Annotated in this window: 17 protein-coding genes; 13 read left to right on the top strand and 4 right to left on the bottom strand. The window is 67.5% G+C overall.

The features are described 5' to 3' along the window. Positions 1–380: 380 nt before the first annotated feature. From ABZX11_RS18600 to ABZX11_RS18570, 7 genes are all read left to right on the top strand, one after another. Positions 381–620, top strand: a complete 240-nt coding sequence (locus ABZX11_RS18600; protein WP_354914337.1) for a hypothetical protein — start codon at positions 381–383, stop codon at positions 618–620. A 76-nt stretch (positions 621–696) separates the two neighbouring features. Further along, positions 697–1,233, top strand: coding sequence for a hypothetical protein (locus ABZX11_RS18595; RefSeq protein WP_354914335.1), 537 nt, complete (start codon positions 697–699; stop codon positions 1,231–1,233). After that, positions 1,214–2,053 carry a hypothetical protein gene (locus ABZX11_RS18590; protein WP_354914333.1) on the top strand — a complete coding sequence of 280 codons (840 nt, stop codon included), beginning with the start codon at positions 1,214–1,216 and terminating at the stop codon, positions 2,051–2,053. Before ABZX11_RS18595 ends, ABZX11_RS18590 begins: the two co-directional genes overlap by 20 nt. Positions 2,054–2,685: 632 nt before the next feature. Then, the gene (locus ABZX11_RS18585) at positions 2,686–3,327 is read left to right on the top strand and encodes a hypothetical protein (protein ID WP_354914331.1); all 642 of its coding nucleotides are present in this window, start codon (positions 2,686–2,688) and stop codon (positions 3,325–3,327) included. Positions 3,328–3,522: 195 nt separating this feature from the next. Next, on the top strand, positions 3,523–4,080 hold the full coding sequence (locus ABZX11_RS18580) for a sigma-70 family RNA polymerase sigma factor (RefSeq protein ID WP_354914591.1): 558 nt from the start codon (positions 3,523–3,525) through the stop codon (positions 4,078–4,080). Between the two features lie 567 nt (positions 4,081–4,647). Then, on the top strand, positions 4,648–4,893 hold the full coding sequence (locus ABZX11_RS18575; protein WP_354914329.1) for a hypothetical protein: 246 nt from the start codon (positions 4,648–4,650) through the stop codon (positions 4,891–4,893). Positions 4,894–4,922: 29 nt separating this feature from the next. Continuing rightward, a complete protein-coding gene (locus ABZX11_RS18570; RefSeq protein WP_354914327.1) occupies positions 4,923–6,122 on the top strand; it encodes a hypothetical protein in 1,200 nt (399 codons plus the stop codon). 239 nt (positions 6,123–6,361) lie between these two features. Here the strand turns inward: ABZX11_RS18570 and ABZX11_RS18565 are convergent, their stop codons facing one another. After that, positions 6,362–6,532, bottom strand: coding sequence for a hypothetical protein (locus ABZX11_RS18565; protein ID WP_354914325.1), 171 nt, complete (start codon positions 6,530–6,532; stop codon positions 6,362–6,364). 1,385 nt (positions 6,533–7,917) lie between these two features. Between ABZX11_RS18565 and ABZX11_RS18560 the strand changes: the two genes are divergently transcribed. From ABZX11_RS18560 to ABZX11_RS18540, 5 genes are all read left to right on the top strand, one after another. Next, positions 7,918–8,760 carry a hypothetical protein gene (locus ABZX11_RS18560; protein ID WP_354914323.1) on the top strand — a complete coding sequence of 281 codons (843 nt, stop codon included), beginning with the start codon at positions 7,918–7,920 and terminating at the stop codon, positions 8,758–8,760. Positions 8,761–8,936: 176 nt separating this feature from the next. After that, positions 8,937–9,239: an AAA family ATPase gene (locus tag ABZX11_RS18555; RefSeq protein WP_354914321.1), complete on the top strand. Its 303-nt coding sequence runs from the start codon at positions 8,937–8,939 to the stop codon at positions 9,237–9,239. Then, positions 9,239–10,597 (top strand): competence protein CoiA family protein, encoded by a 1,359-nt coding sequence (locus ABZX11_RS18550; RefSeq protein ID WP_354914319.1) that lies wholly within the window; start codon positions 9,239–9,241, stop codon positions 10,595–10,597. The genes ABZX11_RS18555 and ABZX11_RS18550 overlap by 1 nt, the downstream gene beginning before the upstream one ends. Before the next feature lie 316 nt (positions 10,598–10,913). Continuing rightward, a complete protein-coding gene (locus ABZX11_RS18545) occupies positions 10,914–11,723 on the top strand; it encodes a hypothetical protein (RefSeq protein WP_354914317.1) in 810 nt (269 codons plus the stop codon). An 870-nt stretch (positions 11,724–12,593) separates the two neighbouring features. After that, complete coding sequence (locus tag ABZX11_RS18540) at positions 12,594–12,833, top strand: hypothetical protein (protein ID WP_354914315.1); 240 nt, start codon at positions 12,594–12,596, stop codon at positions 12,831–12,833. A 334-nt stretch (positions 12,834–13,167) separates the two neighbouring features. On the opposite strand, the gene ABZX11_RS18535 is transcribed toward ABZX11_RS18540, so the two are convergent. From ABZX11_RS18535 to ABZX11_RS18525, 3 genes are all read right to left on the bottom strand, one after another. Further along, positions 13,168–13,404 (bottom strand): hypothetical protein, encoded by a 237-nt coding sequence (locus tag ABZX11_RS18535; RefSeq protein ID WP_354914313.1) that lies wholly within the window; start codon positions 13,402–13,404, stop codon positions 13,168–13,170. Next, a complete protein-coding gene (locus tag ABZX11_RS18530; RefSeq protein ID WP_354914311.1) occupies positions 13,401–13,751 on the bottom strand; it encodes a LuxR C-terminal-related transcriptional regulator in 351 nt (116 codons plus the stop codon). Before ABZX11_RS18530 ends, ABZX11_RS18535 begins: the two co-directional genes overlap by 4 nt. 453 nt (positions 13,752–14,204) lie before the next feature. Then, positions 14,205–15,512 carry a DUF932 domain-containing protein gene (locus ABZX11_RS18525; RefSeq protein WP_354914309.1) on the bottom strand — a complete coding sequence of 436 codons (1,308 nt, stop codon included), beginning with the start codon at positions 15,510–15,512 and terminating at the stop codon, positions 14,205–14,207. 207 nt (positions 15,513–15,719) lie between these two features. Here ABZX11_RS18525 and ABZX11_RS18520 point away from each other — a divergent pair, with 207 nt between their 5' ends. Beyond that, positions 15,720–16,721, top strand: a complete 1,002-nt coding sequence (locus ABZX11_RS18520; protein WP_354914307.1) for a hypothetical protein — start codon at positions 15,720–15,722, stop codon at positions 16,719–16,721. The last annotated feature ends 40 nt before the right edge of the window (positions 16,722–16,761 follow it).

Below are 16,761 nucleotides of genomic sequence, written 5' to 3'. Positions count from 1 at the left end.
GGATCCGGTGACCGGCCACGAACCCCGCACCGCTCGCTTCTCCATCACCGCGTTGCGGTGTGAGAAGAATCGGAGTGCGGGTGTCCCGGTCGGGACGCACTCGCCCCAGCGGGGCCGCCCGTGTCGGCGGCAAGCCCGCCCCGACCGCACGACCGGGCGCAGTGATCGTGATCGGGCGGGCTTCTGCCGACGCCAGGCCCCGCTAGAGTGCGTCGGCCCGACCGGAATACCAGCATCCGATTTCTCGGACGGCGTCTCCTCGATACCTGCGGGCCGGGGAACTGCCGAAAAGATCTTGGCCCGTGGTTCCCCGATCTTGATGGTTTTCCGCCACCTACCCATCGAGCACCCGCACCAGGCGGGAGTAGAGGAGGTAGCTGGTGGAACCCGTCTTTCTCGCGACGGCGGTGGCCGCGGCCACGAGCTTGATCGGGACGGTCGTCACGGCCTGGGCACGCAGCCGGGTCAGCTGGCAGCAAGCTCGGGAGCGCGCCCGTGCCGACCACGTACGTCACCTCCCGCCGGGGAGCCGGCTGATTGATCTTGGTGCCCGCGGGCTGGCCATCGAGGTCGGCGGCAGCACGCCCGCGGAAAGCCTGACTGCCGATGGCCGGCGATGAGCACCAGCCGGACCCGACCGGCGCTCCGGTGCGACCGGGTTACCCCAGGCAAGGCGGGGCCGCCAGGATGGAGGCGATGCGCACCCAGTGGATCGACCTCTACGACGCCGAGTGGGCGCTGGTGATCCGGTTCGTCATGAAGGCCGGACCGGCCGGTCTGGAGGACGCCCGCGACGCGGCGCAGGAGGCGTTCGTCGAGTCGTGGCGGGAGATGGTCACGCGGCCCGAGGAGTGGGCACGGGTCAACCAGCGCGGGTGGATCCGCACCGTGGCGCTGCGCCGGTTCCGCCGGCCGCCCGGGCCGCGCTGCCGTCCCCTCGTCGAGCCGGGCGTCGCGATGCCGGACCGGCCCGCTGCCGGTGTGGAGCCGGGCGAGCTCACTGTCCAGGTCCACACCGTGCTCGACGCCTTCGGCTGCCTGAATCCGCTCGAGCGGGAGGTGATGGCCTACCTGACCGATGGGTTCCGGCCGGTCGACATCCCCGGTCTCGTCGACCTGACCGAGCAGAAAATACGGGACGTCGCCCGCTCCGCGCGAGCGAAGCTCAAACGCCATCTCGCCGCAGCCGCCACCGTGGAGGGAGGAGCACACGATGAACCTCGGCGACGCTGACCACCAGCACGACCTCACCGACGACCAGCTCAACGCGCTGCTGGCCGCCGCGGACAGCGAACTCCTGCAGCACATCCAGGGAAAAGTCGATTCCACCACCACCCTGCTTGCGGTCATGACCGGCACGGCGGCCGAAGGCCTCATGCCGCCCCCCGAACAGCACAAGCGCGGCGCGAGCAATCCGCTCGACCGGCCGGCCGAGATGATTGCCTGGCGTGTCGGGGCGCATCGTCTCCTCCGCGACATCGACTTCGCGCACAACCTCGCTGCCGAAATCAAATCCGAATGCGAATTCAAGGACAATCCTGGCTTCCTCCATGCCCTCGACGTCGAGATCAGGGAGCTCGTCCGCCAGGTCGAGGCTGCCTTCGTGTTCGCACGCGACCTCGTCCACGGCCACGGCCCGAACCTGGACCGGGCTTTCCGCCGTGTCCTCGACGTCGACGTCGAGGAAGCCCTCATCGCGGTGCTTACCCGCGCCCAGGACCGCGCCAACGACCTGTCTCTTGCCGCGGTGCACCCTTATGCCCTGGAGGACATCAGCTATATCTGCAGCTGGGTCGCTTCCGAACTCTCCCATGCACGTTCCCGCGCTCGCCAACTCTGCTCGCCTGGCGGTGAGATCGATGCCTCTGGAGCGGACCTGTCCCATCTGAAGATCCACGATCTCAACGCGGTGGCGGGCGTGGTGTGGACGGAGGACACGATCTGGCCGCCCGGCCTGAGAAGCCGGATCCTGGCCCGGTCCAGGGAAATCCGCGACGGGGTGTTCCAGGTGCACAACGGCACCGAACGAACCTCCGTTTTCACCAGCCGGTGACGCCAGTGACCGAGATGAGCGCCGCGCGGTAAATCGAAAACCGATTCTACCGTGAGGACGTTCGAAAGCCCCGGCGCCACACGCGAGGCGCCACCGTGCCGGGCAGCTTCCGGTCGCCCGGGTCGGGTATGACCCGGGCGACCCGTGGAAGTGGTGAGAGGACTGCGGCAACAGTGCCTCTCGGGCGTTGAGCCTCGCCTGAACGGGTGACGGAGGTTCTTAGCCATACGAAGCGGTAATCCCCGTACTGTTTGGCTTTCTGCTTCTTCTGAGGCAAACGGGGAAAATGGAGCGCTGACCAGGCTAAACGGCTGTCCTGCGCCTCGCCTGTGAGACATTGGCAGGAAAATGAACCTAGGCGCACACGATCACCACAACCAAGTGGAACATAACCGCCAGATCGACACGCGCGTGAGACGTGCCGTGGAAATTGCGTTTCGGTAAAGGCTATTCCGGAGATTGTGACAGACGGTTGCTGGTGATCACGCATATAGGCGAGGATCTTCGGCAACTTGGCCCCTGTCGAGTGGGTCTGCACCCTGGGCGGCAACCCAGAGATCTCTCGGCATGGGACTTCCTCGCCTGAACGTTTGACCATTGGAGGTCTGTTGCCTATCCACTCTGGCAGATCCATGTCTGCGTCCCGTGTGCGTGCGGGTCGCAGGAAATCGGCCTTGCCGGCAGATGCCGGGCCGGCGATCACCGCGTTGAAGAAATGGCTGCGCCAGCACGTCGGTGACATCCCGCTCGAGCGGGTTGCCGCTGCGTCGATGTATTCCGTCAGCGCGGTGTCGAGCGCGCTCGGCGGGACCGAGCTGCCCCGGTTGCGGCTGGTCCGCAGCATCGCCAGCGGTATCGGGGCTCCGCAAGGTCACGCCCACGAGCTGTGGTGGGCGGCCGCGCTTGAGGAGTTCACGAAGAACAACCCGTCCCGGTCGGGTGACCCGCTCGGCGAGTTCGCGCTGGACTTGCGCAAGGCCATGCTCAAAAACGATCTCGGGCCGACGGACGTGCTGCGCCGGATGGCCCGTTTGTGTGCCGCTGAAGGCGACACTGCGAAGGCGATGTCGCGGGCCACGCTGAGCCGGCTGCTGGCCGGCACCACGCTGCCGAGGTCGGAGCAGATGGACGTGTTCCTGCGCGTCATCAACCTGCGCGACGGCGAGATCGAGCGGCTGACCAGCCGCTATGACGTCCTGGGCACGGCGATGGCGCTGGTGCGGTCGGCGAACCTGCGGGCCGGGCGGGTAGCCACGGCCGGGGTCGTGGCCTGATGGCCACCGGGGACGACTCCGCGGTGCCGTCGTCGGCTGGTGGAGCGGGCGGTTCCGCGAGGGGAGTTGCGAGTGCTTGTGGACGCTGAGCGACCTGCCGCGGGCTTCCGGCCCGCGGCCGACGGCGGCAGCCGCGGACCGGGCGGACGCCGGCCCACGACCGGTGGCCGGCTCACTAAGGAAAGCCTCGACCCGCTGGTCCACCGAGCGCACTCGGGGGACCCGGTCGCAGTGCATGAGCTGCTGGGAGTGATCGCGCCGGTCGTCGTGCGCTACTGCCGCGCGCGCATGGGCGGCCGCGACCTGTCCTACCTGTCGGCCGACGACGTCGCCCAGGAGGTCTGTCTGGCCGTGCTCAAGATCTTGCCCAGCTATGAGGACCGCGGCGGCTCGTTTCTCTACCTGGTCCGGGCGATCGCGGCCAACAAGGTCGCCGACGCGTTCAACGCGGTCTCCAAGGACAAGTCCAAGCCCGTCCCCGACCTGCCGGAGGAAGCGGCTGCGGGCGTCGGACCCGAGGGAAACGCCGTGGCCCTCGACCTCGGGGCGCGCCTGGAGCGGCTGATGAGCCGGCTGCCGCGGAACCAGCAGGAGATCGTGAGCCTGCGCGTGGTCGTCGGCCTTTCTCTCGCCGAGACCGCGGAGGCCTTGGGCATCTCGCCAGGGCGGGTGCGGGGGCAGGAGTACCGGGCGCTGGCGAAGCTGCGGGAGATGATCGAGGTCGGCGATCGGCAATGGGCTGCCGGGGGGTAAGGCTGGTGGATCATCATGCGAAACCCCGGCGAGCGTGTGCTCGCCGGGGTTCGCGTGTGGTGGTCGCCGCGGCAACGGCGAGGCACCGGGTGCCCTGATGCTCCGGCCAGGCATAGTCACAGCAATTCAGGGAGTGTCGGCCGAACGTATTTTCCGGCCGACGCCTCGCCTAGCGTCGCATAGCGCGCACACCTAGCTCAAGTCGAGTTGGACAGTCGCCCCCCGCTGCCTACCTGCGGGAATGCATCTATTACACCCCTCGAACAGGGGTTTACTAGCCGAGTTACCTCGACGAGACATCCCTGAAGTTGGTCAGTTCACGATGTGACTTGGACACTTCCGGCGGCAATTGCCGCCCACGCGGTTTGCCACGTTGTCGGGGTGACGTGGGAGGATGATTTTCGACCGGCAGCACCTGGTGCGAGGCTGCCGGACCCGGGCACCGGCCGGCAAGCCGGCGTCTGGGGGACGGAGACCTTCAAGCCTCCGGCCAGGCAGAAGTACAACGCCCTGGGCTGTCGCGCACCCGCCGGTCCAGGGCCTTACAGCAGTTCGAAGGAGTACCGCATGTTTTGGACGAACACGTCCCCCCTCGGGGCCGGCGGGGACCCGCGGCCCGGCAAGGCGCCCGTCACCTACCCGCTGGTCTTCATGACGCTGGTCGTCTTCGGCTACCTCGCGTACCTGATGCAGACCGGCTTCCCGCCGCGCGACGCCCTGATCTTCGCGGCGTGCAGCACCGCGGTGCTCGGCGGAGTCATCTACCTGCCCAACGGGCTCGGCAAGCTCATCCGCCTGCTGGGGCAGCAGTGACCACCGCGGTGAGGGCCTCGCTTCGGAACGTGCGAGAGCTGCCGACCCGGCTCACCGACGTGGCGTCATTCAGGCAGTTCATGCAGGAGCACGAGCTGGTGGTGGTGCAGCAACACCAGCGGCTGGAGAAGCTGCACCAGCGGCAGCGGGAGATGGCCGTGCGGGCGCAGCAGGCGAGGTCGTTGATCGCCGCCTCGAAGCTGACTCAGCCCGCCGAGGGCACCGTCAAGTTCCGGGCGGTCAGGGCCCAGCCGGCGCGTGTGCGCGAGATCTGGCTGCAGACGCATCACGAGACGATCAAGGCATTGGCCGAGGCCGGGTTCACTCCGGCCTCGGCCGCCCGCCGCGCCGGGTTTCCGGTCGAGGTCCTGCAGAGGTTCGCCGGCACGCGGGTGATGATCGAGTCTTTCGCGCTCGGGCGGCTGCTGCGTGCGTGCGGGGTGCCGGAGGCGATCGTCGACAAGATGGTCGCGATGATGGCGGTCGCCGAGGACAGCGACGACGTCTTGGGCTTACCGGTGTGGCGGCCCGAGGAGCTGGACGTCTCCGACTTCGAGCTGCGGATCACCACCTGCGTCGAGCTGGCCAACGTGCTGCGCTACCTGGTGGAGAAGTCCGGCATCCCGAAGCTGCGCCTGGCGTGCCAGGCCGGCATCAGCCGGTCACAGCTTTACAACCTCATCGACGCCGAGCGGCACGCACTCCCACGCAACCGCGACCAGCTCTACGTGCTGCTGCGGACGTGCGCGCTCAGCGAGCCGCAGACCGAGTTCGTCCTGCGCCAGTGGGACCAGCTCGACCGGGACCGCGCCGAGGCAGTCACGATGCGCCCCGACGTCGGCCCCGAGCTGCCGCTCACCCCCGCCTTCCACGACGACCTCAAGGATCAGCCCTCCACGCCCACCGAACCCCCACCAGCCGATGAGCCTCCGGCGGCCGTCGAGCCCGGGTGTCGAGGCCGACGTCGGTTCGGTAGGCGTCGCGGGTTGCAGGCCGCGTTCGCCTGGATCCAGGTGGTCGCCATCATCGCGGCGATCATCAACTCTGCCAGCATCTTCTGGCTGCTCGACGCGTTCCGCTACGACACGCCCGGCTCGGTGATCGCGACGGTGTCGGTGATGCTGTTCGTGCTCGGCATCGCGACCGCGGCGGTCTTCGCTCACAGATTCGCCCGCAGGCGCACACCTGCACCCGAGCGCGACCTGCTCGCCGACTGGTGGAGGGCCTGATCGCGGGCATCGAACCGTAGCTTTTTCCTGGTCAACCCCGGAACCTGGAATCCCGGGTTCCGGGTAAGCCACCCGGTCAAGGTCATGTGGCGCCTGTTCGGTGCTGCGCGGCGCGAGCCTGGTGCCGCCGCGTGAGCTGATCAGCGAGTGCCCCGGGTCGCACTCATCGGGGTGCGACGAGCCCGCGAAGGCCTCGCCGACGACTGCTCTGCACCAAGCCGAGGTTCTATACCCGGTGGTCAGAACAGCCACAGTGGCGTCGGCATGATCTCCTGGCCGAGGTGGTGCCGGCTCTGCCCGCCGTGAAGGAGCGCCACGTACGGCTTGATCGGCTCGTTCTTGAAGTTCCGCTCGATCTGGCCGATGAGCCGGCACCACGGCCGGGGGTGCGGACGGTCACCAGCCGCCACGCAGGCCAGCCCGCTATTGCTGCAGCCCAGGCCGTTCTACGTGGCTGCTGCGGTCGCGGCTGGTCGTGTACTCGAAGGCCCGGGAGGCGAGTCGCCGACGTTACTGCGCAGGCCGGGTGCAGCAGCGAACTACGCTGGCCCGGGCTCCGGTACAACCTCGCCAAGGCCGCGATCCGACCGTTGACCGCGGCAGGACGTGCATTGACCGCGCCGTATCCCGCGGACGGAACTTATTTCCCACGGTGACGTTCGGTCGGAAATCGACACAGAATGGTCGTGCATGAGCGAATGCACGTGCATAACCGACGGTTGTGGTGATCTCTTGATCGCTACGAATTGCTACCGCAAATACGCCGGATGGGGCTGTCGGGGTGCTTGACAACCACGTAATCCGCTACGAAGAGTAGTTGTGACTCCCGTGAAGGATCTCCCGATTGACCACAGCTGAGCTGGATGACACCGATGTCACCGGCCGCGCTGGTCGTGTTCTTTCTGCTGGCCAGGGTGAGTTTCGACGAGAACGCGTGTTGTCGCGATGCGGTAGTCGGACCCACCTCCCACTCGGCGCAGGATGGCCACCGGATATCGCTTCGTGAGCACGAACGGGGCGCCGCTGCGTGCCGTGTGTCACCACGGCCAGGTACTGTTCTCGGACAGCGGAACACTACGCGTGCGCCGCCTCGATTTCCGGGTGGGGATGTTCTCCGCCGCGGCGTGAACATCTGTTCACGTTTCCACCCGGAAAGGAGGGCGTTCGCTCGATGGGTGAGCCGCCGGACCCGTCCCCCGCTCCAGCCAGTAGTGGCGAGGGACAGGAAGATCGGAAACAGGACCGCGTGCTCAGCGCGATCCGCGTTGCTCAGGCTGCCGCGACTGCGGTGGAACTGTGCGCAGAGGCCTCGCATAGCGAGACCCTGACGTGGATCGCCAGGGTCTCGCGTGCACTGCTGGGTCTAGCGGCACTATGGCGTTCGAGGCGCCGCCGCTAGGTACTACCTGCTTCACGGACGAAGCGCCCGTCGGGTTCACGCAAGCCAGTGTGAGGCCGGCGGGCGTTTCTCTTTGTTCTTCGGTCGATCTGCCATCCGGGGTAATCACCCGAATGGGGGCATAGCTGTTACCCGGCAAGGGTGACAGTTGTACTACAACCTCGCGACGTGTCTTAGGTCACATCACAGTTGCATGCTGAAGGTTCTGTAACCGTTACGCGCCGTCCGACGCGAACGGGCCGCGTGTCGGCGCTGAGTAACGGCTTACGCGGTATGCGGGCGCTCAGTATGTGGCATCAACGATACCGCGAAGGTACTTAGGCCAAACGTGTAGTATGTCAACATAATGTTGACGCCAAACGTCAACGGATCGTTGATCGAACTGAGGTGGCGGACATGGGAAACACTGGTCTGGACCTTGACGCCCTGCTACGCCGGGCGGCGGACCTCGCGCGCGCGATCGGCGGCCGCCGGTTCGCGAACCGGCCCGGCAAGCTCACCCAGCTGCTGCACCAGGTCGCCGAACCGCACTCCAGCATCGCCGATGCGGTGCACGCACCAGAACTCAGCGCCGCGCTCAGCCTCATCCCGCTGGCCCGCCATCAGCTCGACGAAATCGAACTCGGCCTGCTCACCGGCGCCCGGCGCGCCGGGCTGAGCTGGAGCGACATCGCCGGGCAGCTGTCCCTCGGCAGCCGCCAGGCCGCCGAGCAACGCTTCCTGCGGCTGCAAGCCGTGCACGCCTCCGGCAGCAGCGAACGGGACCCTCAAGCAGCACGCCAGCACCGGCGCCGGCACCACCGCTTCGCCGCCCAGCTTGCCGATGCCACGCCGCTGATCAGCCGCCTCGCCCACGCACTGCCGGAGGCGCTGGAAGACATCGTCTACGCCGACGCGCTCGAGCCTCCCCCCGCGCACGTGCCCGCCTCCTGGGACCAGCTTCCCGACCCCGACCGCGGAATCGCCGCCGACCTGCTCACCGGCCTCTTCGAGCCGCACCTGCGCGCCGTGCGGGCCGCCGCCCGCAGCGAAGACGTCAACCGGCAATTCTCCGCCCTCACCCGCCTGCTCGAGCTACTGCACCGGCATCCCCAATCACTCAACGCCCTCCCACCGGCCATCCTCGACGACGTCGCCCGCCTCACCAACACCATCGCCGCCATGGGCGGCACCGCCCCCGACCTCGTCCCCTCCGCCTTCCGCCTCCCCGACACCCCCGGACCACGAACACCCCGCTGAACCACACGACCGTCAGCACGCTGCGGGCGTCACGGATGCGATCGAGCGCGAATGGACGGCCACCGCCGGATCACTGGTAGACACCGGAGCGGATCCGGTCCAAGTCGCCGGCGTCGAAAAATGTCGTACCCGTGTGTGATCGTGTGCTCGCCCATCGTTTCAGGGGAGGGAGTGCGATGTCGGCTCGACGTCCTACACCGGAGCAGGACGCCGCGGTTGCGGCGTTCCGCGATGGTGATCACCTGGTGCTGCAGGCCGGCGCCGGGACCGGGAAGACGACTACGTTGACGATGCTGGGCAAGGCCACCTGCTGGCAGGGCCGCTACATCGCGTTCAACAAGGCCATCGCGGCCGAGGCCGAGAAGATGGAGTCCCGCCTGGCCTACGTCGCGGTCACCCGCGCCCAGCACCAGCTCGACCTCGGCGCGCTGTCCTGGGCCAACCAGCATCCCGACGGCAGCCCGCCCCGGGACCGCTGATGGCGTTCTCCGCCCTCCACCCCGATGCCGGCCGCGTCGATGCGACGCTGTCCGATCTCGGCTGCGGGCTGGCCTGGGACCTGGTGCACAAGGTGCGGCCACGGATCGCGCTGCGCTGCCGGGAGTGCGGGCACGGCGTGCACGCCAAGGTCTCGCCCCGGGGCCTGCGCTACTTCGCTCACGACCCCGGCCGCCCGGCCGACTGCGCCTGGCTGAGCGAGTCTCTGGAGCACCATCAGCTGAAACTCGCGCTGGCCACCGCGGTGCGTGAGACCGGCTGGAAAGCCGAGCTCGAGGTCACGGGCCCCGACGGCGCCTGGCGCGCCGATGTGCTGGCCACCTCGCCGGACGGCAGCCGCCGGATCGCCTGGGAAGCGCAGGTCTCGCCGATCACGGACGACGACATCCGCTACCGCACCCGCCGCTACGAGGCCGACGACGTCGAGGTGTGCTGGGTCAGCCCGTCCTGGCCGCCATGGATCGGGATCGTGCCGTCGATCCGGGTGACCGAGGACGCCGGCGAGGTCGCTGTCATCGACAGCACGGCGGACTTCTACTTCAAGATCGGCTCATGGGGCATGACCCGGCGCCTGGCCTTGGTCGAATTCATCCGCCGGGTCCAGGACGAGACGGTGGTGTTCCACGAGGTCCTGCCCCGGTACCGGCGGATCCGGGTCAGCGCCACCAGCTCCTCACGGCGGCGGGCGATCTGGGCCAGCCACGCGAGTATCGACGCCGAAGCGCGCCACGAGGGGATGCGGCGGCGCCAGGAGGCATGGAAGCAACAGCAGCAGGAGAAAGCCGAGGCGCGCCGGAAGGCCGAGGAACAGCAGCGTGAGATCGAACGCGAGGCTGAACGGGCCCGGCTGCAGGAGCAGCGCGCCGAGCAGCAGCGGCAGTGGGCGATTCAAGCCGAGCGCGAACGGCGGCGCAGAGAGGAGGAAGAACGCCGGCGGCAGGCCGCAGAGCAGGTTGCCGAGCGAGAGCGCCTACGCCAGGAGCGGATCGAAGCGGACGCCAGCCTCGGGTGGCACGCCGAGATCTCCGAGACCCGGCAGCACGAACTACGCGACAAGGTCACCGAATACGTGTGGCTGCGGGAACGGACCCGAACGATCTTCTTCGTCGCGGCCGGCCCGGAAGCCGAGTACGCGTTCGGCACGGCGGTCTACGTGCGCAACCGGCTCTTCGGGGTGCTTCGGCCCAGCCCACCGTCGCTGCACCGGCTGCCTCGCGGCGTCGTCGTATTCGCGCTGAACGCCCGCGAAGCCGCTCTGCTCGTCGGCACAGGTCAGGTCTCCGCCGAACAAGTGGTCTCCTTCGACTTCCCCGACGCCGAACAGCTGTCGCTGATATGAGGCCGTAGGGAGCGTGTGACGCCCCGAATCAGGTGAAACAGCGGCCAGCACTCCTGGAAACCATCTTGGGTGAGGTTTCCGACGTTGTCGATGTCGCGCGTGTCCGGCACGTGTCACAGCAGTCGAAGTGTCACGAGGTGGGTGTCGCGCCACCCACGCCGAGCAGTAGCCGCGCAGGACTGGATCACGAGCTGCCCGGTGTCGCGGACGACCTGACTGACTGGCCGCAACGCCGACACGGGCTGGTCGACGCGGACGTCGCCCATGCCGGGGGAACCGGACACCCGGGTGCGAGAATGGGCCATGCCAAACAAGCGTGACAGGCTGCTCGCCGACATCCAGGCGGGCGTGGTCGACGAGACGGTCTCACTGGCCTCGCTGCTGCACAAGTATCGTCCTCGGCGGACAAGCCGGCTCCGAGAAGATGCGGGACTGGGCCCGACGCGAGCTCAACGGCTACGCCGGCGAAGACGATCTGCCGGACTATCGCAAGCTTCCGGCGCCGCTGCTCGCGCAGATCACCAACGACGCCGGCTACAACCCGATGCGCCAGCGCCTGTACGCCAGTGACATTCCCGACCCCATCCGGGACACGACCGAGTGGGAAATCGCGACGATGAACAGCGGCATCGGTGAGCTGGAGGCCTACGTCGCCCGCGATGACGAGATGCTCCACTTCAGCCCCGGCTGGTCGGGAAATCTCGTCTCCCTCCTCAACCACATCAATGCGGGCCGTAACTCCCGCGTGGCCGCGATCTTCTGGGAAGTGCCGCGGGCGTCGCTTCAGGGGCTGCTCGTCCGAGTCCGCACTGCGCTCGCGGAACTCGTCGCAGAACTGGAGTCCATGACCCCCGACGGACAGGCGGTACCGGACAAGGCCGCTGCAGACCAGGCCGTGCAGTTCGTGGTCACCGGAGACCGCGCGACGATCAACTACACGCCGCAGCGTGCCAGCGGCGGGGGCTCGAACTCGGTGACCATCGGGGCGCCTGCTACGGATGACGACGGGAAGACACGTGGCCTCTGGCGACGCTGGCGCAAGCCCGGCGCACTCATCGTCGGGATGGCCACCATTGGCGGCACGGTCGTAGGCGTACTCACCTGGCTCGACTGGACACCCTGGTAGTGAGAAGCGCCCTTCGCCGCGGCATCAGGTCAACCGGCTACCGCCAGGTGGCCGGCCACTGTTCGTGCAGCGTGACGCCGAGCCTGTCGAGCTCCTGGGTCAGCGTGCTCCCCTCCGGCGGCACACCGGTCAGCGCCCAGGCCAACGAGTTCACGCCGTACCCGTCGATCTTCGTGTCGCCAGGAGGCGCCCGATCATCGCTGCAAGCTGGTGGTTCTTGCCTTCAAGGTCGTGGTGATCGTCTCGGAAGATGACCCACAGCTCCGGGGTTCGCTCCTCGGGCGGCAAGTCCGGCTCGACGGCCAGGTCGGCGCCGGGGCGATTTGGTCGGCGTCGACCCGGACCCGGTTGAGGATCCCGCCGGAGGAGGCCGGCGGGACCAAGTGGTAGCCGGTCGGCGGTCCGGAGGGGCCCCAGATCCCGGTGGCTACGCGCATCGGCTGCCCGTTGAGCTCGACCAGCGCGCCGGAGGCGTGGCCGCCGGCGTGCTCGATCAGCACCGCGTGCAGCGCGGGCTGCATGAGGTGCCACAGGACGGTCTCCCGTTCCAGGTAGCCGTCCCAGTTGCGCCGCTCGACCTGCGTGCTGCCACCGGGCCGCGAGCTTGGCGGCCCGGTGCCGGCGGGCGAGCACCGTGACGTTGCGCAGCCAGTCGTCCCCGGGCTCCTGGTGCAGGATCCGGTCGGCGTAAGCGCTCAGTTGCGGGTGGACGGTGTCCACCAGTGGTCGGGATGAGGGTCCGGCAACGCCATGGCCGCCCGGTCCAGCGGCGCCATCACCGCATCGACCCCGGCCAGGTCGGCCTGCTCCACCGCGGGCCGCAGCGCGCCCGGATCCGGAGCCCGACGGCTACCGACCGGACGCCGGAGCGTGCTTCGTCGTGAACCGCTCGACCAGCTGCACTTGAGCATTGACCAGCGGGATGACGTGCTCGGCGCCGGCGTCGTCTTCGATCAGGCGTACTACGGCGAGAACGTCGGCCAGGGTGCCGAGCGCGACCCGGTCGTCAGACCGAGGACGGTTCAACAGCGCGGTGACCCGGTGCCGCTCGGCCTCGCCCGGGAGGTCGTCACGGGCGGTCCAGAGGGTCTACAGCGGCTCCAGCGGTGAGCCGTAGAGTGCGTCGACTGCAATGCCCAGAGCGGTGGCGTAGGCGGTCACGTGCTCGGGTTTGACGACGCGTTCACCGGCTTCCAGCTGCTACAGGTAGGTCTTGCTGTAGGGGGTGCGGGCCGCCATGGATGACAGGCTGACACCGGCGGCGTCCTGCGCCGCCCGCATCCGGCTGCCCAGCTCACTCATCCGTCCGCCGTGCCTCCTCCACACCCCGCCCCGACGCAGGCGGTCACTCTCGGTGACCTACGTACTACCTGAGTCGGGCGTGGTCGGTCAGCACGTAGGCGCGCCGCCCATGGTCAGCTCGGCGTGGGGCACGGCGAGCGGATTAGCCGTAGAGCCAGGTCAACGATGTGGCCAAGCACTCGGCGGCCGTGCCCGCTTTGGCCGCGAATAACATCGCCGCGCCCCGCACGACGGCGTGCGCGTCGGCGGGATCCCGCTCGAGAAGTTCGCCGATTATGGCATCGGCATCGGCGTCGGCATCCGCGTCGTCGACGACGAGCTGCAGATCGGGGTCGTCGAGGTAGGTCGGTGCGGCGGTGGGGCGACGGTCCTCGGTCATCGGCGTCCCTCCGATGGCTGCGCGCGCCTTTCGGGCCGGCTGATCGCTCGGGTTGCGGGGTTGATGTGCCGATGTGGTGCGGGCAGCGGCGCGCAGGACCGGCGTGGTGTCGCCTGCGTCAGCGGCAGATGGGGTACCGGGCATCGGAGGATGCCGGTCTCGTAGGCGATGGCGACGGCGTGCGCGCGGTTGCGGGCTTTCAATTTCGCGAGGATGTTCTTCACGTGGGTGCGGATGGTCTCGGGTGACCGGAACTGCTTCAGTCCGATCTGGATGTTGCTCAGACCCCGCGCGAGGTCGAGGAGGACTTCCCGTTCGGTGGGCGTCAGTTCGGTTGTGCGCGGCATGGTCGGACCTCCGAGGACAAGGTGGGCGGCGAAAGGGGGCCGGCCGGGTCAGCGCGGCGCGTGCGCTGACCCGGCCAACCCGAACCGGGGTTCGGCGTGCCCGGCGCAGGGCGTGCCGAACTCAGGGATCCCGGTTCATTCAGGTGGCCTTACGTGGGTGGTGCGTGGACGACTTCGGGACACCCAGGCCTGCGGTGGCACCGGTCAAGGCCCGGTCTCGGCGGCGCACGGTGTGATCGTGGGGTGGGCCTTGACCGGTGTCGCGGGGCCTGGTCGCGTGGGCGAGGCCGCGCGCCACCCCGCGAGGCCACGTGTGGTCGGGAACCGCGGCGTCGGTCGAGAGTGGGTGATCGGCTGTTGGTCCGATGAGGGCGTCGGCTGCGGCGTGGACGGAGTCGTAGCCGTTCTCTTGTGTGGCGCAATGGCGAGCGAAGGCGGGGACCGGGAGAGCGCTCAGACCGCGGCGAGAACCTTGCGCAGGGTGGCAGTGATGCTTCGGTCGTGTTTGGCCAGCTCGCCGCGCATGACCCGGGTCATGTTGCGTTCGGCGCGGGTGGCTCCGCGGATGACGGCTTCGTGGTGCAGGTGGGTGTTGACTGCCTGCACGACGCCCCAGCCGGTGTTCCTCCACGGGCTGACCCGGCTGTCGCTGGTCCACAGCCGGGTCAGTGCGGAGCGCTTGTTGGTGGCGTTGGTGCGTCCCCGGCCCGGTTCGGCGGGGATCGGGGTGTGGGCGTCGAGGAATGCTTTCCAGGCTCGGTCGGTGACGGTGGTCTGGCAGAGTTTTTTGACTTCGGCGGCGAAGTCGTCGCTGATGGTGTGTATGATCTGCAGTGCCTCGCGGGCGGTGAGGAGCTGCAGGGTGCTGTTGCGTTTGTGGATGATGGCGTGTTCCTGGCCGTCTTCGCGCAGCCCGGCGGCCATGGTGTTGTCGCAGACGACGTTGGTGACGACGCGCTTGTAGCGGGTTTTGAGGCTGGCGTCGTGGCTGGAGCAGGCGAGCAGGTTGGGCCGGAACTCCACTCCTTCGGGGGTGACGATGTTGTCCGGGATTTCGACGCTGACCCAGGCTTGCCGGCGTGCGCGTAGCAGGCCGGCGGAGCCGATGGTGAGGCCGTCGTCGAGCAGGGCGGCGACGTTGTCCAGCAGCCAGGTGCTGTACTGGTGGATCTCGTATTCGTCGGTGTGGATGGCGAGGATGTCGCCGGTGTCGGAGGCGGTGACGCCCAGGTGGTGCTCGGCGAGGCGGAGCCCGAATCGGTCTTCGACGAGGACCCGGGCCGGCTCGGCGGTCCAGTCGAACAGGCGCCGTTTGACGTCGGCGATGGGGACCGGCCCGGGATAGTGGTTTGGTTCGATGCCTTGGTCTTCGGCGCGGTAGTGCCAGGCGTGGCCGCGTTTGTCGGTGAATCCGATGAGGACGTTGCTGTTGAGCCACTTACTGGTTTCCTTCGACACGACGAATCGCCCTCTCACTGTGGCGCTGGACCGCTGCCGGGGCGGCGGGCTCGCGGGTGGACGGCCACGGCTCACCAGGCCAAGCGCCGGCGGTGCACAGGCCCGGAACTGCAGAACGAGCCCGCGGCGTGAAGCGGCGGCCGTGCACCGCCGGCGTCGGCCTGGTTCCCTCGGCCCGGTCGCGCCGCGATGCCCGAACGACAAACACGTAACCGCCGACGGATGGTCGGAAAGCGCGTTAGAGCGCGCCATTTCGGTTCCTTGGGTATGCATCGTGCGGATTGAATCGGTCTGGATGATCATGGGGAGATTGGTTCTCCTTCGTTGCGAAACTAGGGGACATTCCTCGTTAGGCAGGCATCCGGTTTTCGGCAAGTCCATCCGTGTCGATTGTTGTTCCGTACGAATAGTAGCGTTGCGCATAGGTTGAGCCGGTGTAACGCCCCGCCCGGTAAGCGCGACCATAGTCTCGAGGCGGCGAATGGGTCGGCAACGGCAGAGGGTGGAACGATGGGTATAGCGACGAGTGTGCGAATCGATATTGCTGACGACGATGACGCTGATCGAAAGGGGCGTCAGTTGTTGGAGTGGCTAAGCTCTTATTCCGAACTGTGGGTGAGTGTCGATCAGGGGCCCTCGGGTATTGGGCATAGGGGAGAGCAGACGGCGGTTACGCTTGTCGTGATGCTTGGTGCTGGAAGGCTCAGGGTCCTTGCCGCCGCCATTCTTGACTTCATGCGTGTGCGCGACGACACTAATCTTCGAATCACCGCTGGTAGTCGGACTATCTATCTAAATGGTCGGTCGGGCACTTTCGATAAAGAGTCTCTTGTTGAAGCTATGCGCGCTCCGGATGGGGGTGGTGCGAGCGTTCTGGATCGTCAATATCCCTCTCTTGAAACAAGGACGTCTAACCGGTGGCAATTCGCCTCTGATCCAACAGGGGCAGGTCGGACGGTGCTGGGTTCGCCCGGTCGCGCGAGGAATTCTGTGCCTGATCGAGCGGCCGCCTCAAAGCTCGAGATCACGATCTATCTGTCGGACGAGGGAGACCATGAGCGGGTCGAGGATGCCGTCGAACGTGCTCTAGCGGCTGCGGGGCTGCATGTTGAGGACCGTGACGACCCGATCTTGGGATCGTGGTTTCGTCGGATGTGGGCAGGTGTAGCAGATAATTTGCGCACTCCCTCAGGTCGTGAGGCGATGTTGGTCGCAGCCCACGCCGCCGAAACGCGTCTCGTCCTTGCCCCTGATGCAGACGTCACCTCAAAACTGCTGCAGAGCATTGGACCGGTCATCGCGTCCCTAGGGTCGATCGAGAGCGCCGTTATTCGTCTCGGGAATGTGCTAATTGTCAAGACGGAAGATGCTGTCTCGGTCTCGCAGCTGACGCCGGCGCAGCAATTCCTACTTAACCATCATCCTGAGCTTGCGTGTGCACCCCACCGGATTCTTGAAGCGCTGAAGCGGACAGATATTGAGGGTGATGACGGCCCTGCGGCGCTGGAATGAGATCACGCGCGGAAGGACGTTCATCACTGAGCGGCGAGCA

Source organism: Amycolatopsis sp. NPDC004169 (genome assembly GCF_040610315.1).
Taxonomy (GTDB): domain Bacteria; phylum Actinomycetota; class Actinomycetes; order Mycobacteriales; family Pseudonocardiaceae; genus Amycolatopsis.
Note: the sequence above shows the minus strand (reverse complement) of the source record. Positions and strands in the feature narration are given on the sequence as shown.

What these genes read in the sequence shown, in the direction of transcription:
- ABZX11_RS18595 (WP_354914335.1), top strand. Translation starts at nt 697, where the DNA reads ATGCGCACCCAGTGGATCGACCTCTACGACGCCGAGTGGGCGCTGGTG.
- ABZX11_RS18590 (WP_354914333.1), top strand. Translation starts at nt 1,214, where the DNA reads ATGAACCTCGGCGACGCTGACCACCAGCACGACCTCACCGACGACCAG.
- ABZX11_RS18585 (WP_354914331.1), top strand. Translation starts at nt 2,686, where the DNA reads ATGTCTGCGTCCCGTGTGCGTGCGGGTCGCAGGAAATCGGCCTTGCCG.
- ABZX11_RS18575 (WP_354914329.1), top strand. Translation starts at nt 4,648, where the DNA reads ATGTTTTGGACGAACACGTCCCCCCTCGGGGCCGGCGGGGACCCGCGG.
- ABZX11_RS18560 (WP_354914323.1), top strand. Translation starts at nt 7,918, where the DNA reads ATGGGAAACACTGGTCTGGACCTTGACGCCCTGCTACGCCGGGCGGCG.
- ABZX11_RS18555 (WP_354914321.1), top strand. Translation starts at nt 8,937, where the DNA reads ATGTCGGCTCGACGTCCTACACCGGAGCAGGACGCCGCGGTTGCGGCG.
- ABZX11_RS18550 (WP_354914319.1), top strand. Translation starts at nt 9,239, where the DNA reads ATGGCGTTCTCCGCCCTCCACCCCGATGCCGGCCGCGTCGATGCGACG.
- ABZX11_RS18535 (WP_354914313.1), bottom strand. Translation starts at nt 13,404, where the DNA reads ATGACCGAGGACCGTCGCCCCACCGCCGCACCGACCTACCTCGACGAC.
- ABZX11_RS18530 (WP_354914311.1), bottom strand. Translation starts at nt 13,751, where the DNA reads ATGCCGCGCACAACCGAACTGACGCCCACCGAACGGGAAGTCCTCCTC.
- ABZX11_RS18525 (WP_354914309.1), bottom strand. Translation starts at nt 15,512, where the DNA reads ATGATCATCCAGACCGATTCAATCCGCACGATGCATACCCAAGGAACC.
- ABZX11_RS18520 (WP_354914307.1), top strand. Translation starts at nt 15,720, where the DNA reads ATGGGTATAGCGACGAGTGTGCGAATCGATATTGCTGACGACGATGAC.